This window comes from Agromyces lapidis (assembly GCF_009749405.1).
Taxonomy (GTDB): domain Bacteria; phylum Actinomycetota; class Actinomycetes; order Actinomycetales; family Microbacteriaceae; genus Agromyces; species Agromyces lapidis.
The window spans coordinates 34,875-55,978 of record NZ_WBIQ01000009.1; the positions used below are offsets into that span (position 1 = coordinate 34,875).

25 protein-coding genes are annotated in these 21,104 nt (G+C 70.8%); 11 read left to right on the top strand and 14 right to left on the bottom strand.

Translation table 11 applies throughout. The features are described 5' to 3' along the window. Positions 1–6: 6 nt before the first annotated feature. Together GQQ93_RS14675 and GQQ93_RS14680 are read left to right on the top strand one after the other, a co-directional pair. Entirely contained in the window at positions 7–501 is a 495-nt protein-coding gene (locus tag GQQ93_RS14675) for a hypothetical protein (RefSeq protein WP_157424990.1), read from the top strand. Between the two features lie 76 nt (positions 502–577). Beyond that, a complete protein-coding gene (locus tag GQQ93_RS14680; protein ID WP_157424991.1) occupies positions 578–1,936 on the top strand; it encodes a low temperature requirement protein A in 1,359 nt (452 codons plus the stop codon). 27 nt (positions 1,937–1,963) lie between these two features. Here the strand turns inward: GQQ93_RS14680 and GQQ93_RS14685 are convergent, their stop codons facing one another. Continuing rightward, entirely contained in the window at positions 1,964–2,314 is a 351-nt protein-coding gene (locus GQQ93_RS14685) for a metallopeptidase family protein (protein ID WP_157424992.1), read from the bottom strand. A 56-nt stretch (positions 2,315–2,370) separates the two neighbouring features. Then, on the bottom strand, positions 2,371–2,568 hold the full coding sequence (locus GQQ93_RS14690; protein WP_157424993.1) for a LuxR C-terminal-related transcriptional regulator: 198 nt from the start codon (positions 2,566–2,568) through the stop codon (positions 2,371–2,373). Here GQQ93_RS14690 and GQQ93_RS14695 point away from each other — a divergent pair. Beyond that, a complete protein-coding gene (locus GQQ93_RS14695; protein ID WP_157424994.1) occupies positions 2,555–2,806 on the top strand; it encodes a hypothetical protein in 252 nt (83 codons plus the stop codon). The two genes, GQQ93_RS14690 and GQQ93_RS14695, sit on opposite strands and share 14 nt — an antisense overlap. A 23-nt stretch (positions 2,807–2,829) precedes the next feature. On the opposite strand, the gene GQQ93_RS14700 is transcribed toward GQQ93_RS14695, so the two are convergent. Both GQQ93_RS14700 and GQQ93_RS14705 read right to left on the bottom strand, forming a co-directional pair. Further along, on the bottom strand, positions 2,830–3,624 hold the full coding sequence (locus tag GQQ93_RS14700) for an SDR family NAD(P)-dependent oxidoreductase (protein WP_157424995.1): 795 nt from the start codon (positions 3,622–3,624) through the stop codon (positions 2,830–2,832). 77 nt (positions 3,625–3,701) lie between these two features. Next, on the bottom strand, positions 3,702–4,160 hold the full coding sequence (locus tag GQQ93_RS14705) for a nitroreductase/quinone reductase family protein (protein WP_157424996.1): 459 nt from the start codon (positions 4,158–4,160) through the stop codon (positions 3,702–3,704). Positions 4,161–4,373: 213 nt separating this feature from the next. Between GQQ93_RS14705 and GQQ93_RS14710 the strand changes: the two genes are divergently transcribed. The 3 genes from GQQ93_RS14710 (at position 4,374) to GQQ93_RS14720 (ending at position 5,498) form a co-directional block, all read left to right on the top strand. After that, entirely contained in the window at positions 4,374–4,610 is a 237-nt protein-coding gene (locus GQQ93_RS14710; RefSeq protein WP_157424997.1) for a hypothetical protein, read from the top strand. Positions 4,611–4,737: 127 nt separating this feature from the next. Further along, positions 4,738–5,061: a hypothetical protein gene (locus GQQ93_RS14715; RefSeq protein ID WP_157424998.1), complete on the top strand. Its 324-nt coding sequence runs from the start codon at positions 4,738–4,740 to the stop codon at positions 5,059–5,061. Then, positions 5,058–5,498, top strand: a complete 441-nt coding sequence (locus GQQ93_RS14720; protein ID WP_157424999.1) for a VOC family protein — start codon at positions 5,058–5,060, stop codon at positions 5,496–5,498. Before GQQ93_RS14715 ends, GQQ93_RS14720 begins: the two co-directional genes overlap by 4 nt. A gap of 3 nt (positions 5,499–5,501) precedes the next feature. Here the strand turns inward: GQQ93_RS14720 and GQQ93_RS14725 are convergent, their stop codons facing one another. The 4 genes from GQQ93_RS14725 to GQQ93_RS14740 all read right to left on the bottom strand — a co-directional run bounded on the left by GQQ93_RS14725 (position 5,502) and on the right by GQQ93_RS14740 (position 8,540). After that, the gene (locus GQQ93_RS14725; protein ID WP_157425000.1) at positions 5,502–6,398 is read right to left on the bottom strand and encodes a TerC family protein; all 897 of its coding nucleotides are present in this window, start codon (positions 6,396–6,398) and stop codon (positions 5,502–5,504) included. Between the two features lie 60 nt (positions 6,399–6,458). Next, on the bottom strand, positions 6,459–7,334 hold the full coding sequence (locus GQQ93_RS14730) for an RNA polymerase sigma-70 factor (protein ID WP_157425001.1): 876 nt from the start codon (positions 7,332–7,334) through the stop codon (positions 6,459–6,461). Next, positions 7,331–7,960: a carboxymuconolactone decarboxylase family protein gene (locus GQQ93_RS14735; RefSeq protein ID WP_157425002.1), complete on the bottom strand. Its 630-nt coding sequence runs from the start codon at positions 7,958–7,960 to the stop codon at positions 7,331–7,333. Before GQQ93_RS14735 ends, GQQ93_RS14730 begins: the two co-directional genes overlap by 4 nt. 142 nt (positions 7,961–8,102) lie before the next feature. Further along, positions 8,103–8,540 (bottom strand): PNPOx family protein, encoded by a 438-nt coding sequence (locus tag GQQ93_RS14740; RefSeq protein WP_157425003.1) that lies wholly within the window; start codon positions 8,538–8,540, stop codon positions 8,103–8,105. Between the two features lie 81 nt (positions 8,541–8,621). On the opposite strand from GQQ93_RS14740, the gene GQQ93_RS14745 reads away from it, so the two are divergent. Further along, positions 8,622–9,485: a sigma-70 family RNA polymerase sigma factor gene (locus GQQ93_RS14745; protein ID WP_157425004.1), complete on the top strand. Its 864-nt coding sequence runs from the start codon at positions 8,622–8,624 to the stop codon at positions 9,483–9,485. 43 nt (positions 9,486–9,528) lie between these two features. Here the strand turns inward: GQQ93_RS14745 and GQQ93_RS14750 are convergent, their stop codons facing one another. Beyond that, a complete protein-coding gene (locus GQQ93_RS14750; protein ID WP_157425005.1) occupies positions 9,529–9,951 on the bottom strand; it encodes a hypothetical protein in 423 nt (140 codons plus the stop codon). Positions 9,952–9,955: 4 nt separating this feature from the next. Next, complete coding sequence (locus GQQ93_RS14755) at positions 9,956–10,693, bottom strand: alpha/beta fold hydrolase (protein ID WP_157425006.1); 738 nt, start codon at positions 10,691–10,693, stop codon at positions 9,956–9,958. A gap of 73 nt (positions 10,694–10,766) precedes the next feature. Between GQQ93_RS14755 and GQQ93_RS14760 the strand changes: the two genes are divergently transcribed. Continuing rightward, on the top strand, positions 10,767–11,465 hold the full coding sequence (locus GQQ93_RS14760; protein ID WP_157425007.1) for a helix-turn-helix transcriptional regulator: 699 nt from the start codon (positions 10,767–10,769) through the stop codon (positions 11,463–11,465). 22 nt (positions 11,466–11,487) lie between these two features. On the opposite strand, the gene GQQ93_RS14765 is transcribed toward GQQ93_RS14760, so the two are convergent. Then, positions 11,488–12,714: an ROK family transcriptional regulator gene (locus GQQ93_RS14765; protein ID WP_246192346.1), complete on the bottom strand. Its 1,227-nt coding sequence runs from the start codon at positions 12,712–12,714 to the stop codon at positions 11,488–11,490. Positions 12,715–13,016: 302 nt separating this feature from the next. On the opposite strand from GQQ93_RS14765, the gene GQQ93_RS14770 reads away from it, so the two are divergent. Further along, positions 13,017–15,377, top strand: a complete 2,361-nt coding sequence (locus GQQ93_RS14770) for a glycoside hydrolase family 84 protein (RefSeq protein WP_246192347.1) — start codon at positions 13,017–13,019, stop codon at positions 15,375–15,377. Between the two features lie 79 nt (positions 15,378–15,456). On the opposite strand, the gene GQQ93_RS14775 is transcribed toward GQQ93_RS14770, so the two are convergent. Then, positions 15,457–16,107, bottom strand: coding sequence for a LysE family translocator (locus GQQ93_RS14775; protein ID WP_246192348.1), 651 nt, complete (start codon positions 16,105–16,107; stop codon positions 15,457–15,459). A gap of 101 nt (positions 16,108–16,208) precedes the next feature. On the opposite strand from GQQ93_RS14775, the gene GQQ93_RS14780 reads away from it, so the two are divergent. Next, positions 16,209–16,661: an Lrp/AsnC family transcriptional regulator gene (locus GQQ93_RS14780; RefSeq protein ID WP_157425009.1), complete on the top strand. Its 453-nt coding sequence runs from the start codon at positions 16,209–16,211 to the stop codon at positions 16,659–16,661. A gap of 16 nt (positions 16,662–16,677) precedes the next feature. On the opposite strand, the gene GQQ93_RS14785 is transcribed toward GQQ93_RS14780, so the two are convergent. Beyond that, the gene (locus GQQ93_RS14785; protein ID WP_157425010.1) at positions 16,678–17,214 is read right to left on the bottom strand and encodes a dihydrofolate reductase family protein; all 537 of its coding nucleotides are present in this window, start codon (positions 17,212–17,214) and stop codon (positions 16,678–16,680) included. Positions 17,215–17,303: 89 nt separating this feature from the next. Further along, a complete protein-coding gene (locus GQQ93_RS14790) occupies positions 17,304–18,896 on the bottom strand; it encodes an ABC-F family ATP-binding cassette domain-containing protein (RefSeq protein ID WP_157425011.1) in 1,593 nt (530 codons plus the stop codon). 173 nt (positions 18,897–19,069) lie between these two features. On the opposite strand from GQQ93_RS14790, the gene GQQ93_RS14795 reads away from it, so the two are divergent. After that, positions 19,070–21,073 carry an ABC1 kinase family protein gene (locus GQQ93_RS14795; RefSeq protein WP_157425012.1) on the top strand — a complete coding sequence of 668 codons (2,004 nt, stop codon included), beginning with the start codon at positions 19,070–19,072 and terminating at the stop codon, positions 21,071–21,073. The last annotated feature ends 31 nt before the right edge of the window (positions 21,074–21,104 follow it).

Genomic DNA, 21,104 nt, shown 5'->3' on the forward strand with positions numbered 1-21,104 from the left:
GACCCGATGCCCGACACGCTCGACCGGCCGACGGCCGCTGCACCCTCGACCCTGCCGGGTGCGGCGATCATCCGCCGAATCCGGGGAATGATCTTCTCGGCGCTGGGCACGGCGCTCGTCTACTCGATGATCGGCGCTGCGAGCAGGGGCGGCTGCGTGGGCGGCTCCGCCGCCGACGGCTTCATGGAGGTGAACGGCAGCCCCGCCGACATCACTCCGACGTGCGTGCAACTCAACCTGCGACCGAGCGCGATCGTGTTCGTCGCGATCGCGGTGACCGTCATCGTGGCGATCACGCTCGTCCTCCGACCCGCACGGACGGAGGCGTCCGCCCTCCGCATCATCGACCGCGCGGTCGTCGTCATGATCGCCGGCACACTCGTCTGGGCGGCGCTGACGATGGTCTCGTTCTTCGCGATCCCGCTCGACCCGCCGAGCCCGGGCGAGCCGTTCATGATCCCGTTCACGCTCGGCCATGTCGAGGTCGACCTCACTCCGTAGCCGGCTCGACGCGGTTCGACCGAGGGAGCGAGCCGAGGGTCTCGACGTGCGGCGCGCGCGGGCGCATCATGGCCCCATGACGACGCCGACCCTCACCGCGCAGCTCCGGCTCGACCTCAGGCATCGCCTGCGACCCATGTCGGGCCGCAACCCCGACGAACCGCATCGCGCCGTCACCCCGCTCGAGCTGCTCTACGACCTGACGTACGTCATCGCGTTCGCCGCCGCGGCCGACGAGCTCGCGCACGCGCTGTTCGTCGGCGAGGTCGGGTCCGGCATCGGCGCGTACCTCTTCGCCGTGTTCGGGGTGTCGTGGGCCTGGCTCAACTTCACGTGGTTCTCGTCGGCCTACGACAACGACGACGCGCTGGTGCGGGCGGCCGTCGTCGCGCAGATGGTCGGCGTCGTCATCTTCGTCTTCGGGCTGCCCGTCAGCTTCGAGGATGCCGCGCACGGAGGCAGCCCGAACAACATGCTGCTCGTCGCCGGCTACATCGTCATGCGCGTGCCGCTGATCGCGCTCTGGCTGCGCGCGGCGCGCGAGGATCCGACCCATCGGCGCACGTCCGTCGCGTACGCGGTCGTGATCACGGTGGCACAGCTCGGTTGGCTGCTCACGACCGTCCCCGGCATCCCCGCCGGTGCGACCGTCGTCGCGATCGTGGTGCTCGCGGCCGCCGAGCTCATCGCACCGCTCGTCATCGAGCGCCGCTACGGTCGGGCACCGTGGAACGCGGGCCACATCGCCGAGCGGTTCGGCCTGCTCACGCTCATCACGATCGGCGAGGTCATCGCGGGAACGGTCGCGGCGGTCGGCGCCCTGGTGGCGGAGCAGGGGTGGTCGGTCGCGGCGGTCGCCATCGTCGCGGCCGGGCTCGTGATCGCCGCCGGGCTGTGGTGGGCGTACTACCTGATTCCGTCGCGCACCATCCTCGAGCGCTGGCCCGAGCGCACCTGGGGCTGGCGCTACGTGCACCTGCCGCTCTTCGGGGCGATCGCCGCAGTCGGCGCCGGGCTCCACGTCGCCGCGCTCGGGGTCGAGCACCAGGAGCTCAGCCTGCTGCAGATCACCCTCGCACTCGCGGTGCCGGTCGCGTGCGTGGTCGTGCTCGTCTTCCTCATCTGGAGCGTGCTGATGCACTCGATGGACTTCACGCACGTGCCGCTGTTCATCTGCAACCTCGTGCCGCTCGTCGCCGCGGTGATCATCGCGGCCGTCGTCGACGCGGGGGCCCCGATCGACCTCGAGCCCGGCGGCGACCTAACCGCCCTCGTGACGGTGATCGGGCTGGTGTCGCTGTCGTGCGTCATCGAGGTCGTCGGCCACGAACTCGTCGGCTACTCGCACACACTGCAGGCGGCGAAGCGGCACCTGCTCGAGCCCGAGATCGACGAACGGCACGCCGAGGCCGAGGGCGCCGAGCCATCCGCCTGATCACTCGGCGCCCTCGGCGCCGAGCCCTTAGGCCCAGCCGAGCTCGCCGAGCTTCGCGTCGTCGAGCCCGAAGTAGTGCCCGATCTCGTGCACGAGCGTGATGCGCACCCGCGTGCGCAGGGCGTCGAGGTCGGCGCTGTGCGCCTGCATGTTGTTCTTGAACAGCGTGATGCGGTCGGGCAGTTCGCCGTAGCCGTAGACCCCACGCGTCTTCAGCGGGCGCCCGCCGTAGAGGCCGTAGAGCCGGGGACGCTCCCCCGGCGGCTGGTTCGCGATGAGGATCGCGACGTTCTCGACGCCGCGCACCATGTCGTCGGGCAGCGCGTCGAACACCTCGGAGACCATCTGCTCGAAGTCGTCGTCGGAGATCTCCACCATCTGCTCATTGTGCGCGCCCGGCGAGGGCGCGCGGCATCCGTTCTCTTGCAGCGAAGTCAGGCCGGGTCGCCCTGGGCCGGATGCCCTGTGCCCGCGTCGCTCTGCAGGAACGCGAGGACCGCGGCCACCCGCCGGTGCACACCCGACTCAGGGAGGCGCAGCTTCGTGAAGATCGCGTTCACGTGCTTCTCGACGGTCGAGGTCGACAGCAACAGCGCCTGTTCGATTCCGGCGTTCGTCTTGCCTGCAACCATCTCGCGCAGTACCTCGAGCTCGCGCGCCGAGAGCGTCTCGGAAGCCGAAGGTGCCGCGCCGTCCGTACGCCAGCCCGCGAAGACCCTCGACCTGCTCGCCTACGGATCACCAGCGCCGCTCGACTTCGACCCGGCTTCGCCCAATCGCTCCTGCGACTACGTCATCGCCCATCTCATGTACGACGGGGTCACGACGCCGTTCACCATCGACGGCGACGCCGACAACCGCCCCGATTGACCGCGCCGGTGCGGCTGCCCGGCTCAGTCGACGAGCGCCCCCGCTGAGAGGTTCGCGATCGCTCCGGTCATCGAGCGGGCACGGTCGGATGCCACGAACGCGAGGTAGTCCGCGACCTCTTCGAGCGTCGGCAGGCGGCCCAGCACCGTCATGCCCACCAGCCCGGTGAGCCATTCATCCATCGGGATGCCACCGGCCGCCGCGGTTCGGCCGAACATCGCTCCCGTGTACGACGTCGCGAGCGCGTCGGACATGGCGTGCGGCCGCACGCAGACCACCCGCACCCCGTCGGGTCCGAGCTCGCCGGCGAGCGCGCGCGAGAATCCCTCGAGCCCGGCCGACTGCGCCGCGTTGCCGAGGAGCCCACGCCCGGTGAGCCGCGCGCCCGGCGTCGAGATCGTGAGGATCACCCCGCTCCGCTGCGCGATCATGTGCCGCGCCACCGCCTTCGCGGTCGCGAAGTTCGTCTGCAGGTACCCGACCACGGGGTGCAGGTAGTCGTCGAGGGAGGTCTCGGCGATCGGCAGGCCCTGCACGTGGTCGAAGCCGACGGCATTGAGGGCGATGTCGATGCGGCCGGCGGCCTCGGCGACGTCGTCGACATGCCGCTCGACCGCGTCGGGGTCCATCGCGTCGACCACCGCGACCTCGACCTCAGCACCCTCTGCTCTCGCCGCGGATGCCGCAGCCTCGAGCCGAGGCAGGCTCCTCCCCGCGAGGTACAGCCGGGCGCCCTCGCGGGCGAACACCCGCGCTGCCGCGCCTCCGATCGAACCGCCACCGCCGTGGATCACGGCCACCTTGTTCTCGAGCAGCATGTCGCACCTCCCCTTCGCCTGAATTGCAACTCAATGGTTGCATATTGCGAAAAGAAGTGCAATCAATCGATTGCAGATCAACCCGAGCGCGGCCGGAGCACGATCACCGGGATCTCCCGATCGGTGATCCGCTCGTATCTCGAGAAACCCCGGGCCGTCGCCGTGATCTGCGCCCATGCGGCGGCACGCTCGGCACCGTGCAGCTGCTCGGCGACGACGTCGATGCGCCGCCCCGCGAACTCGATGCGCACCTGGTCGGGGTGCCCGGCGATGTTGTAGTACCAGGCGGGGTTCTGCGCGGCGCCGTTCGCCGACGCGACGATGTACCTCGCGCCGCCGCCCGCGGGGAACCATCGCACCGGCGTCACCCGCTCGAGGCCCGTCCGGCGACCGATCGTGACGAGCGCCAGCTTGGTGCCGCGACGATCGCCCTTGCGGCGGATGCGCTCGGCCATGCGCAGGTTGGCCCACCGCTCGAATCGGTTGCGGGCCGGCTGGTGCGCCCCGTGGGTTCCGTTCGACGTGTCGAATGCCATGGGATCGCCTCCTCCCGGTGGCGAATGCCGCTCACCCCAATCATCCCGCCGATTCCGCCTTGCCGCCGCACCGAGTTCCGCCGATTCGGCGTGCCGCTGCTCGCGCCGCGCGATGGGGAGCGGTGCCCATTCGTCTCCCGCTCCATCATCACTAGCCTCGGGTCGAACCGTCGGGGCGCCGCTCCGCACGGAAACCGCGATGAAGGGGAACACATGCGTGCACGGGTGACGAAGGCGCTGGCTGCCGTCGGGCTGAGCGTGGCGATGATCGCAGGCGGGGCTGCGATGTCGGCCAGCGCCGCCGAGGTCTGGTACAAGGTCACGGGATACAGCCAGTCCGAATGTCTGCGAGTCCAGAACCAGTACCGCGCCTCGGGAGCGCACATCGTGACGGCGTGCCACTACCGCTCGTACGACGGGAAGTGGGCGTTCGAGTATTCCGTGAGCTGACGACGAGCGACGGAAGGCCGCCTCCCGCTGGTGGCGAGTGCGGTCGCGTCGGTCATCCCGCCGTCGACGCGTGCCCGGCGCACGAAGTTCCGCCGATTCGGCGTGCCGGGCCGCCTAGACTCGCCGGATGACCGCCCCCGCCACCCGCCGCATCGAGCTGACGCTGCACAAGCCCTGGTTCGCGCTCTACTGGGGCGTCAAGCCGACCCTCGTCGTCGACGGCCGCGGCCAGCCGAGCCAGTGGGGCGTCGGCACCTGGCAGGTTCGCGCCGACGAGCGGGCCGTCATCGGCGCCTATCTCTTCAACCGGGTGTGGCGCTTCGGCGCGGCCGAGTTCGCGCTCGCGCCGGGGCATCCCGCTGCGCTCGTCTACCGGGCGCCCGCGCTGCCGTTCCTTCGCGGGCGCATCCGTCCCGCTGAAGAGGACCCGGGCGTAGGCTCGCCCACATGACCATTCAACGGATGGACAACGTCGGCATCGTCGTCGACGACCTCGATGCCGCGGTCGCCTTCTTCGTCGAACTGGGCATGGCCGTCGAGGGCCGCGCCCCCATCGAGGGCCCCTGGGCCGATCAGACCGTGGGGATCGACGGCGTCCGCAGCGAGATCGCCGTGCTCGTCACGCCCGACGGCCACGGCCGGCTCGAGCTCGCAAAGTACCTCGAGCCCGTGGCATCCGAGATGTCGCCGCCCAACCCGCCGCCGAACACCCTCGGACTGCACCGCGTGATGTTCGCCGTCGACGACGTCGACGACGCCGTCGCCCGCCTGCGCGGGCACGGCGCCGAGGTCCTCGGCGAGATCGCGAACTACGAGAACATCTACCGTCTCTGCTACCTGCGCGGCCCGGCCGGCATCATCGTGGCGCTCGCCGAACGGGTGGGCTGAGGGTCAGCCGAGCCCGGCGCGCTCCTCAGAGGCATCCCGCTCGCCCTCGACCGGGCGGTTCGAGAGGCCGACCGATCCCGCCCCCGGCTCGCCCTTCGACAGCGCAGCCGCCACCGCGACCGACTCGTCGACGTCGGGGTACTGCGGGCGCAGCTGCACGGGCTCGCGTCGGCGCTGCTCTCGCTTCGCCTTGCGCGACGAGGCGATGAGGTTCAGCGCCTCGACGAGGATCGCGAACGCCATCGGCGCGTAGATGAGGGCCTTGTCGATGTGCACGCCGAAGCCCTCGGCGATGAGGAACACGCCGATCAGCAGCAGGAACGACAGGGCGAGCATCTTCACGGTGGGGTGGCGGTTCACGAAGGTGAAGATGAAGCGCGCGGCGAAGAGCATGATGCCGAACGAGAGCACCACGACCGTGACGATCACGACGAGGTTCTCGGTCATGCCGACGGCCGTGATGACCGAGTCGAGCGAGAACACGATGTCGAGCGCGAGGATCTGCGCGAGCACCGAGCCGAAGGTGATGCGCTTGGGTGCCGAACCGTGCTCCTCCTCGGCCCCTTCGAGCTTGTGGTGGATCTCGGTGACGGCCTTGTAGACGAGGAAGAGACCGCCGGCGATGAGGATGAAGTCCTTCACCGAGAAGCCCATGCCCCACAGTTCGACGACATCCTCCTTCAACGTGATGATCCAGCCCGCGAAGAACACGAGCACCACGCGGATCACCATCGCGAGGGTCAGGCCGAGGTTGCGGGCCTTCGCCTGCTGCTCGACGGGCAGCTTCGACGCGAGGATCGAGATGAAGATCACGTTGTCGACGCCCAGCACGATCTCGAGCACGAACAGCGTGAGGAAGACGGCGATGAGGTCGGGGGTCAGGGCGAGGGAGAAGTCCACCCGTTCATCGTAGGGAGCCGCGGCCCCCGCGCCCCCGCCATTCCGGCGGGTCGCGACGGGCTACCGCGTGAGTTCGGCCTCCTCGTCGAGGTGACCGAGCTTGTACGGGTTCGCGATCGAGAAGATGCGGGTGATGCGCCCGCCCTCGACCTCGAAGCAGATCGCGCCCGCCAGCGCCCCGTCGATCTCGCCGCGGATCGCCGGATGCCCGTTCACCCAGGTCGGTCGCGCCTCGAACGGCAGGCCGAGCTTCGCGAGACCGCCGAGCAGGTAGCGGGCGATCTTGTCGGCGCCGACGATCGGCCGACGTGCGGCGCCCTTCACGAAGCCGCCGCCATCGGCGACGGAGACCACGTCGGGCGCGAGCACGTCCATGAGGCCCTGCAGGTCGCCCGAGTTCACCGCGGCGACGAAGCGGGCGACCACGGCCTCCTGCTCGGCGCGGTCGACCGCCACCCGCGGCCGCCGGGCGGCGACGTGCGCTTTCGCGCGGTGGGCGATCTGCCGCACGGCGGCGAGCGACTTGCCCACCGCATCGGCGATCTCGTCGTACGACACGTCGAACACCTCGCGCAGCACGAACACCGCGCGCTCGGTCGGCCCGAGCGTCTCGAGCACGGTCAGCATCGCGATCGACACGCTCTCGGCGAACTCCACGTCCTCCGCGACGTCGGGGCTCGTGAGCAGCGGCTCGGGCAGCCACTCCCCCACGTACGACTCGCGCCGGCGCGACCGGGTGCGCAGCTGGTTCAGCGCCTGGCGGGTGACGATCCGCACGAGGTACGCGCGCTCGTCGCGCACCTCCGTACGGTCGACGGTGTTCCACCGCAGCCACGACTCCTGCAGCACGTCCTCGGCGTCGGCCGCCGAGCCGAGCATCTCGTACGCGACGGTGAAGAGCAGGGCGCGGTGGGTGACGAACGGGTCGTCGGTCATGACGCCGAGCCTACGACCTCGGGCGCGGCATCCGCGGTCGCCGAGGCGATCGCGGTCGCCCGGGTCGCGAGCGGCGGCAGCTCGCACGAATCGGCGTAGCCCTCGGAGTGGATGCCGAGGGCGACGTTCATGCGCGAGCTCATGTTCATGAAGGCGACCTTCGCGGTGAGCTCGATGAGCGCGGCCGGGCCGAGTTCGTCGAGGAGCGCCGCCGACAGCTCGTCGGTGACAGCGGGCGGGGTCTGGCTCATCGCCTCGGCGTACTCCATGACGTTGCGTTCGAGCGGCGTGAACACGGATGCCTCGCGCCAGGCCGGCACCTGCCGGGCCTTCGCCTCGTCGAGGCCCTCGTTGTGCGCCTTGTAGTAGTTGAAGTCGAGGCACCAGCTGCAGCCGATGTACGCCGCCGTCGCCATCACCGCGTAGCTCGCGAGGTTCTCGTCGAGCTCGTCGAGCGCCTCGATCTTGCGGCCGATGCCCATCGACGCCCGCATGAGGGCGGGGTGGTGTGCGAGCACGCCCATCGAGTCGGGCACCCGGCCGATCATGCGCTTCGCTGCGACCTTCACGACCGTGCCGAAGACGCCGGTGAGCTCGGTCGGCGGAATGCGGGTCTGGGTGGTCATCGTGTCCTCCTGCGTTCGTCGACGGCCCGGGGTTCGGTTCCCGGGATCATCCCGTCGCACATGAAGACACCGGCCGGCGGGCGGGTGTGACATCCCTGCCGAAATCGATCCGGAGGTCGCACGAGCACCCGTCCTGCGGCGCCTACTCGACCGGCGGAACGGCCAGGTCGAGCACGATCGCCGCGGGGATCCGCTCGACCACCCGACGGAACGGCGCCTTGGCGAGGCCCTGCGCCTCGGTGCCGTCGATGATGCGCGGATGCACGAGCTCGACGTCGCGCGCCTTCCACCGCAGCGATGCGCCACCGGCCGCGACGACGTTGCGCGCCCAGTTCGTGCGGGCACCCCACGGCAGCCCGATCAGCACGATCGCCGTGCTCGTCGTCGGCACGACCGCGATCGGTGTCACGTAGGCGGTGCCGCTCTTGCGCCCCCGGTGACGGATCACCGCCCACAGCGGCATCCACCGCCGGCCGGCGAGCGCGCGGGCGACGGGCGCCGTCGCGTTCACCAGCCGACGCGGCGGTCCGCCCGAGGCCTTGGCACGGGGTGATCGTGGGTCGGAACGCAGTTCGTTCATGCAGAGGAGACGATCGAGCGGCCGTGAACGTGACATCCGCACTTGCCGTCACACCCGGCGCGGGTGGATCGTCTCAGTGAGATGACCGAATTCTCCGAACTGTGGACCGCGCACCGTCGCGTCGTGCGCGACGTCGCCTACCGGGTGCTCGGCTCCGTCGCCGACGCCGAGGATGTCACGCAGGAGACGTACCTCCGGCTGCTGGCCCGCGGAGACGAACCGCTCGACGACCCGCGCGCCTGGCTCGTGACGGTCGCGTCGCGACTCTCGATCGACCGGCTGCGGGCGCACGAGCACTCCCGCCGGGCGTACGTCGGCCCGTGGCTGCCCGAACCGATCGTGACCGACGAACGCACCCTGCCCGAGGACCGCGTCACGCTCGACGACTCCGTTCGCATGGCGCTGCTCGTCGTGCTCGAGCAGCTGACACCCGGCGAGCGCACCGCATTCCTGCTGCACGACGTGTTCGACCTCGGCTTCGCCCAGGTGGCCGAGGTGCTCGGGGTGAGCACGGCGAGCGCACGCCAGGCGGCCTCGCGGGCCCGCCGGCGCATCGCGGCGCATGGCGAGGCGAGGTTCTCGGTCCACGCGGCCGACGCCCGCCGGCTGTCGGAGCGGTTCGCACGCGCCGCCGCCGATGGCGACCTCGACGGCCTCATCTCGGCGCTCGCGGTCGACGCGCGGGGTCACTTCGATTCGGGCGGCTTCTACCCGGATGCCTCGACCGAGGTGCTCATCGGCGCCGAAACGATCGCACGGCGACTGCTCGCCGCCGTCGGCGGGCGGGGTCTCGACTTCGAGGCGGCCGAGGTGAACGCCGCCCCGGGCGTCGTCGTGCGACGACGCGGCCGAGTGGTCTCGGTGCTCGCGCTCGAATTCAGCGGCGAGCGGATCTCGGTCATCCATGGCATCGGCAACCCGACGAAGCTGGGGCACCTGCGCTGAGCCCGGGCACGCGGCGAGCTCACCCGCCGAGCGACCCGCGCCCTCACGCCGCGGCGTGGCAGAGGCGGCGACGCATCCACCCCGCGGCATCCGCCTGCGCGAGCTCGCCCGAACGGATCGCGCGGGCGAACTCGATCGCCTGCTCGCTCAGCCGGCCGTCAGCGGTGTCGGGCGTATCGCGCAGCACAATGACGGTCAGCCACCGTGCGAGCCGGCCGCCGATGCGGGCCGTGACGGCCACGGTGCCGGCGAAGTGGCGCGCCTGACCGTCGGTCTGGTCGTCGACCGCCCGATGGAAGCCGCGGCCGCGCAGGTGGTTGCGTCCACCGCGCGCCGCGTCGAACACCCACAGCGGCCCCCGCCGCACGCCGGCGATCCGCCCGAGCTCCGTGAGGAACCGCCGATTCGAGTAGCCGCGTACAGCAAGACGGGCGATCGAGTCGGCGAGGGCGGCGCAGGCGTCCATCCCCTCACTGTACGAGGGCCGCCGAGGCGATGACCTGCGCAAGATCTGCGGGGCGACTCCACATGGGCCAGTGGCCGGTGGGGAGGTCGACGAACTCGACCTGCGTCAGCCTGCCCACCTCGGCGAACATCGGATGGCCCGCGGCGGCCAGCTCCCGGATCTGGCCGCTCGAGATGGAGCAGCACACCAGCGTGGTGGGCACCTCGAGGCGCTCGTCGTCGCTGAGCGCGACGGCCTGGCGCAGCACGGGGCCGGGCTCGGGAACGGCCCGGCGACGGAACCGCTCGAGGTCGTCGGGGCTCAGCCCGTCGAGGCTCGCTTGCTCGGCGAGCGCCTCGAACGGGGGCAGGGGGAGCTCGTCGATCTCAGCGGTCGCATCGGGGGCGAAGACGCTGCCCGGCGCGAGCGGGCCGCTGTCGACCCACACCATGCGGCGCACCAGCTCGGGGTGCCGGTCGAGCACCATGCTGACCGGCGCGTTGGCGCCGCTGTGCGCGACGATCACCGCCGACCGCTCTCCGGTCGCGGCGTCCTGTGCCAGTGCCTGTTCGATCGCGTCCGCCTGCTCGTCCAGGGTCCTCGAGGAGCGCTGCGCGTCCTCGGGATCGAGCCCGGGCAGGGTCAGGCCGGTGGCGCGGTGTCCGGCTGCGCGCAGGTGTTCGACCACGTCGTCCCAGGCCCAGGCCCCAAGCCAGTGGCCGGGGATTAGGAAGATGGTCGGGTTCTGCTCTTCACTCGTCATGTCTTCGAGTCTTGCGGGCCGCACGGACAGCAGAGTGTCACTATTTCTGGCATGAATTTGAGATGATTCACTGGTGAAGCGAGCTGAGCGCCTCCACGCACTCTCGGAGATGTTGCGCCGCCAAGGGTCTCGCGGGTCGACCGCGGGTCGGATGGCGGCCGAGTTCGGCGTGTCGGTCCGCACCATCAAGCGAGACCTGGCCTCCCTCGAACGCAGCGGTGCGCCCCTGTGGTCCCGCCCGGGCCCCGGTGGGGGCTACGGTCTGGCCGAGATCGCCTCGCTTCGACCGGTCAGCCTGAGCCCCGCGCAGGCCGTCGCGATCCTGGCGGCGGTGTCCGCCGCGCCGGATGCCCCCTACGCCGACCTGGCCTCCGCTGGAATGCAGAAGATCCTCGACGTGCTCGATCCGGCCACCCGGGCCAGAGTTCGACGGCTGGCGGATCGTGTCTGGGTCGACGCGCCGCCCACGCCGAGGCGGGCGGTCAGGTCGGCGCTCGAAGAGGCCATGACCGAACAGCGGGTGGTCCGCATCCGCTACAGCTCCGCAGACGGCACGAACACGTCGCGCGACGTCGAACCGGTGCTGTTCGCATCGACCGGCGGACGGTGGTACCTGATCGGCTGGTGCCGACTGCGCAACGCGATGCGCTGGTTCGTGGTCGCGCGAGTCCAGCAGGCCCGGGTCACCGCGATGCCCTGCACGAGGCACACCGTCGAGGAGATCGGAGATCCACCCGAAACGGCGCGTCCGGTGCACGGACGCGGCGCCTGACCGACTCGAGCGACGTCGGCGGTCAGTCCCTCTCGCCGACCACCGGGGCGGGGCCCGCGGGCGGGGCCTCCGTGAGCGGCAGCGCATCGCCGAGGATCGGCGCGAGCGCCGATCGCGCGGGGCCGAGGTACCGGCCGAGTTCGGGCCGGCCGTAGCGGATCGGCACCGCGGCGGTGCCCTTCGCCGGGTACATCTCGAACTCGTCGCGCAGGGTGCCGAGGAAGTGCGGGCCGAGAGCTGGGGCAGCACCGGCGATGACGACCTCCTGCGGGTCGAGGAGCGCCGCCATGATGCGCAGTGCGCGCGAGAGGGCGCGGGCGCCGAACGCCATGCGCTCACGGGAATCGGCGGTCGAGGCGAGCAGACTCGTGTCGTGGCCGTCGAGTTCGTCGGTGTAGGCGTCGCCGAGCATCGCGCTCATCGAGGCCGCCGATTCGAGGCATCCCGACAGACCGCAGCGGCATGTCGCCCGTGCGCCCTCGAAGACGACCCGGACGTGACCGATCTCGCCCGCCCGACCGGTCGCACCCGACATGAGCGTGCCGCCGTTCGTGACCGCGGCGCCCACGCCCTCGCCGAGGTGCACCACCAGCCGGATCACTCCCTCGCCCGCATCGGCCGCCTCGGTCAGCGCCTCGGCGTCGACGTCGTTCACGACCGAGGTCGGGGCGTCGATGGCCTCCTCCAGCAGGCTCGCGAGCGGCACCCCGAACCAGCCGAGCTGCACGCTGTCGACGACGACGCCGTCGGCGGTGACCCCGGGCACCTGCACGCAGGCGGCGAGCACCCTCGGCTCGACGCCCTGCGTGATCTCGCGGACCGCGTCGACGACCGCCGAGACCTCGACCCCGTCCGAATGATCGACGCGGCGGCTCGCGACGGTGCGGCCGGTGAGGTCGACGAGGGCGGTGTCGATCGCGCGCGTGCGCACGACCGCGACGACGATGAGGTGGGTGTCGCCGTCGATCGCGAGGCGGGTCGCCCGCTTGCCGCCGGTGCTCTCGGCGGGGCCGGTCTCGGTGACGAGGCCGACCTCGATGAGCTCGGCGACGAGCGACGACGCGGTCGCCGAGGTGAGCCCGGTGCGCCGGGCGATCACCGCGCGGGTGACGGGGGCCGGTTCGCGTGCGATGAGGGCAAGCGCCCGCAGCAGGTTGTCGCGGCGGATCGCCGTCTGCGCGTCGAGCAGCCCGGTGCTCGCGAATCGACGCAGGAGAGCTGATCGGCGCTGCGGGCTGGCGGTGCTCACGGTCATCGTCTCCTCGATCGGGCGAAGCGGTCGCCGGCCGCGCTGCCGGGCACGAGAACATCTTGCCCCTTGACGCGTCCACAGCGATCGCCTAGGTTCGTCCCAACTTAGTTTACTAAGTCAATAAAGTGGGCCAGATGCACGGATCTCCTCCGTCGCACGAGTCCCGCGGTCGGGGATTGGCCGCGGGACTCCCGGCTCCGTCTGCGCGCCCTGCCGCCGATGCGCGGTGCTGCGCGCCGTCGGCGTGGCGACGACTCCGTGACTCGGTCGACACAACGATCGTCGAGAAGTTGGAGGCAATGATGCAATCAATTCGCAAGACGTTGGCCACGGCCGGAGTCTGCGCCGTCGCCCTGGCCGGGGTGCTCGTGCCGCTGCCGGCCGCTGCGACCCCGCCCGCGGGTGCGCTGCCGACCGTGAGCCCGACTCCGCAGTCGATCGACCGCGCCGGCAGCGACCTCAACGTGCCCGGACGGGTCGAGATCGTCGTCGACGACGGCACCGATGCCGCAGCGCTGGCGGAGCTGCGCGAGACCCTGACCGCGCACGGCGTCGACCGCATCGACGAACGCGCCAGCCGATCGGGCCGGGCCCCGCTCACGATCGAGCTGGGTGCGGCCTCGCGCAGCGACATCCGCTCGGTGCTCGGCGAGACGGAGGTCCCGACGCACGCCGAGGGCTACGCGATCCGCGCCGACGCGTCGGACGGCCCGCTCGGCACTGTCGCGCTCGGCGGCGTCGACGCGGCCGGCCAGTACTACGCCGTCAAGACCCTCGAGCAGCTCTTCGTGCCCAACGACGACGGCGGGTATCGCATCGCCGGCGCCTCGGTGAGCGACTTCCCCTCGATGCCGCTGCGCGGAACCATCGAGGGCTTCTACGGCAACCCGTGGACCCACGAGGAACGCCTCGACCAGCTCGAGTTCTACGGAGACGTCAAGGCGAACACCTACATCTACGCGCCGAAGGACGACCCCTACCACCGCGACAAGTGGAAGGAGCCGTACCCCGCCGACAAGCTCGCCGAGCTCGGCGAACTCGTGCAGACCGCGACCGACAACCACGTGCGGTTCACCTTCGCCCTCTCCCCGGGCAACACCGTCTGCTACTCGAGCGACGCCGACTACCAGGCGCTGACGGGCAAGCTGCAGCAGATGTACGACCTCGGGGTGCGGGCGTTCAACATCCCGCTCGACGACATCGACTACGGACGCTGGCACTGCGACGGCGACCGCACCGCGTTCGGCGCGCCGAGCGGGCGCACGGCCGGCATCGCCCAGGCGAGCTTCCTCGACCGGGTGCAGCGCGAGTTCGTCGAGACGCACGAGGGCGTGCAGCCGCTGCAGATGGTGCCGACCGAGTACTACAACACGAGCGACTCGGGCTACAAGACGGCGCTCCGCGGCATGGACGAGGACGTCGTCGTGATGTGGACCGGCGAGGGCGTCGTACCGCAGGAGGTCACCGTCGCGCAGGCGCAGAAGGCCGCGACCATGTTCGGCGGGCCGACCTTCCTCTGGGACAACTACCCGGTGAACGACTACGGCCAGACTTCGGGCCGCCTGCTGCTCGCGCCCTACGACAAGCGCGAGGCCGGCCTCGGCGAGTACCTCTCGGGCATCGTGTCGAACCCGATGAACCAGGCGGCCGCGAGCAAGATCGCGATCTTCGGCGTCGCCGACTTCACCTGGAACGACGAGGCGTACGACGCAGGGCACAACTGGTCGCAGGCGCTCCGCTACGTCGCGAACGGGGATGCCGCGACGACCGCTTCGCTGCGCGTCTTCGCCGACCTCAACCACCTCGCACCGAGCTTCGGGGCGCCGTGGCAGCCCCAGTCGCCCGGGCTGAACGCCCGGATCGCCGCATTCTGGGAGAGCTGGGAGGCCGGGGACAAGACCGGCGCGGTCGCCGAGCTGCGCGAGTACGCCGTCGCCATCGCCGACGCGCCCGACGCGATCCGCACCGGACCGACAGATGTGGCGTTCCTCGCCGACGCGAGCCCGTGGCTCGACGCGACGGCCCTCTGGGGCGCGTCGACCGTCGAACTGCTCGACGCCGTGCAGGCGAGGATCGACGGCGACGAGGCCTCCTCGACCGAGCTCGCGGCGTCGGCCAAGGCGACCGCCGCCGAGGCCGCAGCCGTCGTCGTCGACCCCGTCGACAACGCGTGGGGCAAGGCCAAGGTTCGTATCGCCGACGGCGTGCTCGACGTCTTCCACGGTCGCATCGCGTTCACGCTCGCGATGTGGGAGGCCGGCGACGTCGTCAACGTCGCCCCGAAGGGCACCGCGACGGCGTCGAGTGTCGAGGTGCCGCAGTTCGGCGCGCAGAACGTCAACGACGACAAGGCGACGACGCGCTGGGCCTCGGGCTACAGCGACGATTCGTGGGTGCAGGTGAAGCTCGCCGAGCCGACCGTCGTGCGCGGCGTCACGCTCAACTGGGAGTCGGCCTGCGCGAACGCGTACGAGCTGCAGACCTCGAACGACGGGGTGACGTGGACGACGATCCGCACGGTCGACGACTCGAGCTGCGGGCTCGACCTCTTCACCATCGACGAGGCCGACCCGGTGCAGTACGTGCGCATGCAGGGCATCGACCGCAAGACCACCTGGGGCTACTCGATCTGGGAGTTCGGCATCTATGCGGCGAGCTGAGGCTCGTCGCCCGATGAACGGCTGACCGGCTGACCCGGTGCCCTCCCGCTCGCTGCGAGCGGGAGGGCACCGCGCCGTCTCAGACCCACCCCGCCAGGTGCGGAACCTGCTCGACCACGAGCACGGCGGCGAGCACGATCATGGCGGCGCCCGACACCCGTGAGACGATGCGCATCGCCGCGGGACGGAGCCGCAGCACCGCCCGCGCACCGAGTGCGACGACCGTGTAGACGACGGCGCAGCAGGCCACGAAGATGAGCCCGAGCACCGCGAGCTGCACCGGAATGGGCCACGACCCCGAGGCATCCGTGAACTGGGGCAGCAGCACCACGAGCACGAGCAGGCCCTTCGGGTTGAGGCCGCTGACCCCCGCACCCTGCGCGAGACGGCGCCACGGGTGCTCGCCGCCGACCGGCGCGTCCACCGCGCCGGTGCCGGCGCCAGCGACGACCGGCGGATCGCGCAGCACGCGCACGCCGAGGTAGCCGAGGTAGGCGGCGGCGGCGAACGTCAGGGCGACGATCACCCAGGGCACCGCGGCGACCGCGGCGCCCACGCCGACCGCGACGGCGGCCACCGTCACGAGGTAGCCGAGCAGCACCCCGCCGAGCGAGGGCAGGATGCTCCGCCCGCTCGTGCCGGCCGCGATGAGATACGCCCAGTCCGGCCCCGGCAGGATCACCATGAGCGTCATCATGACCGAGCACGCGAGCAGCAGTTGCAGGTCCACGGCACCCCCTTCGGTCGAACAGCTCGACGGTACGTGAATCGTCGAGGCAGCCGCTGCCGAGTTCTACCTCTCAACGGGGGTGTTGTGGAATAATCTGCCCAATGGACGCCATAGATCGGAGAATCCTTGCCGAACTGCAGCGCGACGGCCGGCTGAGCCTCACCGAGCTCGCCGAGCGGGTGCAGCTCAGCATGTCGCCGACGCACCGGCGGCTGCGCGCCCTCGAGGAGTCGGGCGCGATCACCGGCTACCGGGCGAACATCGACGCCGAGCAGGTCGGGCTCGGCTTCGGCGCGCTCGTCTTCGTGACGATGGAGCAGGCGAATCGCGCCACCGTGCCGGCGTTCGACGCGGCGGTCGCCGAGATCCCCGAGGTGATCCAGGCGCTCCGCCTGTTCGGCGACCCCGACTACCTGCTGCGCGTCGCGGTCCGCGACCTCCAGGCGTACCAGCGACTGTGGGACGAGCAGCTCTCCGCATTGCCCGGAGTGCGACGCGTCGAGTCGACGCTCGTCATGAAGACGATCGTCGACGACCGACCGCTGCCGATCTGAACGCCCGTTCTGCCGGTCAGTCGAGCGGTGCGTACTTCGCGGCGATGATGCCCGAGTCGTACACCTCCGTGCTGAGCAGCCGCAGCCCGACCGGGTGCGGCGATCGCAGCCGGTCCTCGGCGTTGCCGACGATGAACGGGTGGATGCCGACGTGCACCTCGTCGACGAGCCCGGCGTCGACGAGGGCGGCCGCCACTCCCCCGTAGCCGTGCGAGACGATCGAGGAGTACCGGCCGCGGAGGCCCCGCACGGCCTTGGCGAGGTCGCCCTCGATGAGGGTGCAGTTCCAGTCGAGCGGGCCGGTCAGCGTGGTCGAGGCGACGAACTTCGGCAGCGCGTTGTAGTGCGCGGCGAAGCCGCGGTCGTCGGTCTGCGCCGGCCAGTACTCGCGGAAGAACTCGTAGCTGCGTCGCCCGAGCAGCACGGCGTCGGCGCCGAACACGAGTTCGTCGCTCGCTCGCTGCAGCCCCGGATCGTTCTCGTCGAACCAGTGCTCCATCTGGTCGAAGGCCCCGTCGAGCGTCATTTCGAAAGAGATCGTCACTTTGCCCATGCGTTCCAGCCTGCCCCGGCGTCAGGGTGATGTCACGGACGATCGGCCGAACTCCTCGCGCTGCCCGAAGAGTCCGTTCGGCGATCCCGCTACAGCGCCCCGGTCGCGGGCTTCTCGACGACCCTGCCGTCGCCCTCGAACACGAGCAGCCGGTCGGCGAGCTTGTCGACGAAGAAGCGGTCGTGCGACACGACGACGACCGCACCCGGGAAGTGCGTGAGGGCCCGCTCCATCACCTGCGTCGAGGTGATGTCGAGGTGGTTCGTGGGCTCGTCGAGCACGATCACCGCGGCGCCCGAGAGCAGGCACTGGGCGATCGCGACGCGGGCCCGCTGGCCGCCCGAGAGCGTGCCGATCTTCTGCTTCAGGTCGGCCTCCGAGAACTGCAGCATCGCGAGGAAGCGGCCGACGCTCTTCTTCGTCGCCGTGAACGCGAGCGAGTCGGGGTAGGCGTTCACCGCGTGACCGACGGTGTCGGTCAGGTCGAGCTCCGCGTACACACGGTTGTACGACACGAAGCGGGCGCCCTTCGCCCAGCGCACGCTGCCCGCATCGGGCGTCGTCTCCTCGGTCAGCACGTCGAGCAGCGTCGACTTGCCCGAGCCGTTCGAGCCGATCACGGCGACGCGGTCGCCGCGCTGCAGGTCGAACGAGACGCCATCGAAGAGCGGCGCGCCGCCGAAGCCCTTGCTGAGCCCGGTGACGGTGAGCAGGTCGTTCGAGACCTTCAGCCCGTCGTAGATCGAGGTGATGATCTGGTCGATGGGGCGCGGGGCCTGACGCTTCTTGATGTCGGCGAGCCGTCGGGCGACGGCGTTCGAGGGATTGCGGGCCGCCTCGCGGCGCGCGGTCGAGGCCGCCTGCTCGTAGGCGAGCAGTTCCTCCTCGTGGGCGAACTGCTTCTCGAGCATCTTCAGGCGCGACTGCTTCGCGTGCACGTACGCCGAATAGTCGCCCTCGTACTCCTGCAGGCGGTAGTTCTCGAGCTCGATGATGCGATCGACGACCCCGTCGAGGAACTGCCGGTCGTGCGAGACCACCAGCACGGCGCCCGCGAAACCCTGCAGCCAGTTCTCGATCCACTTCACTCCGTCGAGGTCGAGGAAGTTGGTGGGCTCGTCGAGCAGCAGCACGTCGGGCGCCTGCACGAGGATCTGCGCGAGCGCGGCCCGGTTGCGCCAACCGCCCGAGAGCCGGTCGACGGGCAGTCGCCGTCGCTCGGCGTCGAAGCCGAGCCGGGTGAGCACGGTGTCGATCGTCGTCTCGTAGGTCCATCCGCCGATGTGGTCCATGCGTTCGAACAGCTCGCCCTGCTCGGTGAGCAGGCGCGTCATCTCGTCGTCGCCCATCGGCTCGGCGAGCGCGAGCCCGATCTCGTCGAGGCGCGCCTGCGTCTCGTGCACGTCGGCGAAGTGCGCGCTCAGCGTCTGCTGGATGCTCTGCTCCCCGTCGAGCTCGGAGAACTGCGAGAAGTACCCGATCGTCGTGCCGAGCGTGACGTCGCGGGTGCCGCCGGTCGGCTCGCGCCGGCCGAGCACGACCTCGAGCAGGCTCGTCTTGCCCGTGCCGTTCTTGCCGATGAGGCCGACGCGGTCGCCCTGCTTGAGCTTCAGGAACGCCTCTTTCAGCACCGGTCGCCCGTCGAACTCGATGCTCACGTCGTTCAGGCGGATCAGGCTCACGAGGGTCCTCGGTTTCGGGGTGCGGTGCGGGTTTCGCGCGAAGCGCGAGAGACGGCGAGACGGATGCCTCGAGCCGGCGTCGAGTCTACCGAGCGGGCCTGCACTCCCGGCCGGACGTCTCACGCGGCCTCTCCGCGCGCTCCGCCGACCGGCCGGGTTGGCTAACGTGAGCAGTGACGGTCGCCGGGCCGCAGACGGGGGTCGGGATGGACGTCGCCGAGGTGCTGCTCAACGTGGGGCTCATGATCGCGCTCACGCTGGTCTTCCTGGCCGTGCTCACAGCGTTCGTGCGACGTGTGCTCGGGGTGCGCGTGGGGATCGTGCGCATCGTGATCGCGGGCTTCGTCGGCCTCGCCGCCGAGGTCGGGTTCGAGTCGCAGGTCGTCTGGGGCAAGCAGGAGTACAGCGCCGCGCTCCTGCCCGTTCAACTCGGCATCGTCATGTTCGCGTCGGTCGCGTTCCTCGTGCTCGCCGAGATCATCGTGCCGCCCGGCACGATCCAGCGGCCCGACCAGTGGCTGCCGTCGCTGCGGCGGAGCGCGGCGCGGACGCGGCGCTACAGCGAGATCTCGCGCATCGCGGTGCGCCACGGGCTCGTGCCCTTCCGGCCGAACACCGAGCCGACGGTCGCCGGCCGCGCCGAGCGCACCCGTCAGGCCGTCGCCCTGCGGGCCGCGCTCGAAGACGCCGGCGGTGCGTTCGTGAAGCTGGGTCAGGTGCTCTCGACCCGCAGCGACGTGCTGCCGCCCGAGTTCGTCGCCGAGCTCAGCCGGCTTCAGCAGCGAGTGCCGCCGGCCGAGTGGGGCGAGGTCCGCGCAGCGCTCGAGGCCGAGCTGGCCAGGCCGATCGGCGAGGTCTTCGCCGACTTCGACGACGTGCCGCTCGCCGCGGCATCCATCGGGCAGGTGCACCGCGCGACGCTCGCCTCGGGCGAGCCGGTCGCCGTGAAGGTGCAGCGGCCCGGCATCGTGCCGCTCGTCGACCGCGACCTCGACATCGTGCTGCGCGTCGCCGACCAGCTCGACAAGTCGACCGAGTGGGGGCGGTCGCTCGGCGTGCGCGGGCTCGCCGAAGCCTTCGCCGCGAACCTCCGCGAGGAGCTCGACTACCGCATCGAGGCGGCGAACATGGCGGCGATGCGCGCGACGCTGTCCGGGCATCCGGCGCCCGAGCGCGTCACCGTGCCCAGACACCATGCCGAGCTCAGCGGTGAGCGCGTGCTCGTCATGGACCTCGTCGAGGGCCGTACGCTGAGCGACCCGGGCACGCTGCAGGGCCGCTCCGACGACGAACGCGCCGAGCTGGCCGATCGCCTCTTCTCCTCGGCGATGTCGCAGATCATCGACGACGGCGTCTTCCACGCCGACCTGCACCCCGGAAACATCGTGGTCGCCGAGTCGGGTGAGATCGTGCTGCTCGACTTCGGGTCGATCGGACGTCTCGACTCCGAGCTCCGCCGCCAGATCGGCGAGGTGCTCCTCGCGTTCTACCGGGGCGACTCCCGCAGCTTCGGCGACGCGCTGCTCGGGCTCATCGAACTGCCCGACGACATCGACGAGGTCGCGCTCCGGCGGCAGATCGGGGCGTTCATGTCGCGCCGGCTCGGCCCCGGGGGCACGGTCGACGCGACCGTGGTGACCGAGATGGTGCGCCTCCTCGCCGAGAACCGCATCGCGGTGCCCGGCGACCTCGCCGCGGCCTTCCGCGCCGTCGGCACCCTCGAGGGGACGCTCCGGCTCATGAGCCCCCGGTTCAACCTCCTCACGGAGGCGGAGGGCTTCGCCAAGACCCGGGTTGCCGAGGCTGCTCGCCCGTCGGCGCTGTTCTCGACCGCCATCGACGAGATCGGCGGCCTGCTCCCGATCCTCCGCCGGATGCCGCGTCGCGCCGACCGCATCAGCGCGGCGCTCGCCGACGGACGTCTCTCGTTCAACGTGCGCCTGTTCGCCGACCGTCGCGACCGGTCGCTCGTGCGCGAACTCGTGAACCTCGTCGCGGTCGCATTCCTCGCGGGGGTGTTCGGCATCATGGCAGCGATGCTGCTCATCAGCGAGGGCGGGCCGCAGGTCGCGACCGACTTCTCGCTGTACCAGCTCTTCGGCTACCTCCTCGTGATCGTCTCGGGGCTGTTGACGCTCAAGGTGCTGTTCGACGTCTTCCGGCGGCGCTCGCCCTGATCGGCTCCCGCCTCGAACCCCACCGGGATGC

Bases quoted from the DNA above. Each gene is read 5' to 3' on its own strand.
- GQQ93_RS14675 (WP_157424990.1), top strand. From the start codon at position 7: ATGCCCGACACGCTCGACCGGCCGACGGCCGCTGCACCCTCGACCCTG.
- GQQ93_RS14680 (WP_157424991.1), top strand. From the start codon at position 578: ATGACGACGCCGACCCTCACCGCGCAGCTCCGGCTCGACCTCAGGCAT.
- GQQ93_RS14685 (WP_157424992.1), bottom strand. From the start codon at position 2,314: ATGGTGGAGATCTCCGACGACGACTTCGAGCAGATGGTCTCCGAGGTG.
- GQQ93_RS14690 (WP_157424993.1), bottom strand. From the start codon at position 2,568: ATGGTTGCAGGCAAGACGAACGCCGGAATCGAACAGGCGCTGTTGCTG.
- GQQ93_RS14700 (WP_157424995.1), bottom strand. From the start codon at position 3,624: ATGCTGCTCGAGAACAAGGTGGCCGTGATCCACGGCGGTGGCGGTTCG.
- GQQ93_RS14705 (WP_157424996.1), bottom strand. From the start codon at position 4,160: ATGGCATTCGACACGTCGAACGGAACCCACGGGGCGCACCAGCCGGCC.
- GQQ93_RS14710 (WP_157424997.1), top strand. From the start codon at position 4,374: ATGCGTGCACGGGTGACGAAGGCGCTGGCTGCCGTCGGGCTGAGCGTG.
- GQQ93_RS14715 (WP_157424998.1), top strand. From the start codon at position 4,738: ATGACCGCCCCCGCCACCCGCCGCATCGAGCTGACGCTGCACAAGCCC.
- GQQ93_RS14720 (WP_157424999.1), top strand. From the start codon at position 5,058: ATGACCATTCAACGGATGGACAACGTCGGCATCGTCGTCGACGACCTC.
- GQQ93_RS14730 (WP_157425001.1), bottom strand. From the start codon at position 7,334: ATGACCGACGACCCGTTCGTCACCCACCGCGCCCTGCTCTTCACCGTC.
- GQQ93_RS14735 (WP_157425002.1), bottom strand. From the start codon at position 7,960: ATGACCACCCAGACCCGCATTCCGCCGACCGAGCTCACCGGCGTCTTC.
- GQQ93_RS14740 (WP_157425003.1), bottom strand. From the start codon at position 8,540: ATGAACGAACTGCGTTCCGACCCACGATCACCCCGTGCCAAGGCCTCG.
- GQQ93_RS14745 (WP_157425004.1), top strand. From the start codon at position 8,622: ATGACCGAATTCTCCGAACTGTGGACCGCGCACCGTCGCGTCGTGCGC.
- GQQ93_RS14750 (WP_157425005.1), bottom strand. From the start codon at position 9,951: ATGGACGCCTGCGCCGCCCTCGCCGACTCGATCGCCCGTCTTGCTGTA.
- GQQ93_RS14755 (WP_157425006.1), bottom strand. From the start codon at position 10,693: ATGACGAGTGAAGAGCAGAACCCGACCATCTTCCTAATCCCCGGCCAC.
- GQQ93_RS14770 (WP_246192347.1), top strand. From the start codon at position 13,017: ATGATGCAATCAATTCGCAAGACGTTGGCCACGGCCGGAGTCTGCGCC.
- GQQ93_RS14780 (WP_157425009.1), top strand. From the start codon at position 16,209: ATGGACGCCATAGATCGGAGAATCCTTGCCGAACTGCAGCGCGACGGC.
- GQQ93_RS14785 (WP_157425010.1), bottom strand. From the start codon at position 17,214: ATGGGCAAAGTGACGATCTCTTTCGAAATGACGCTCGACGGGGCCTTC.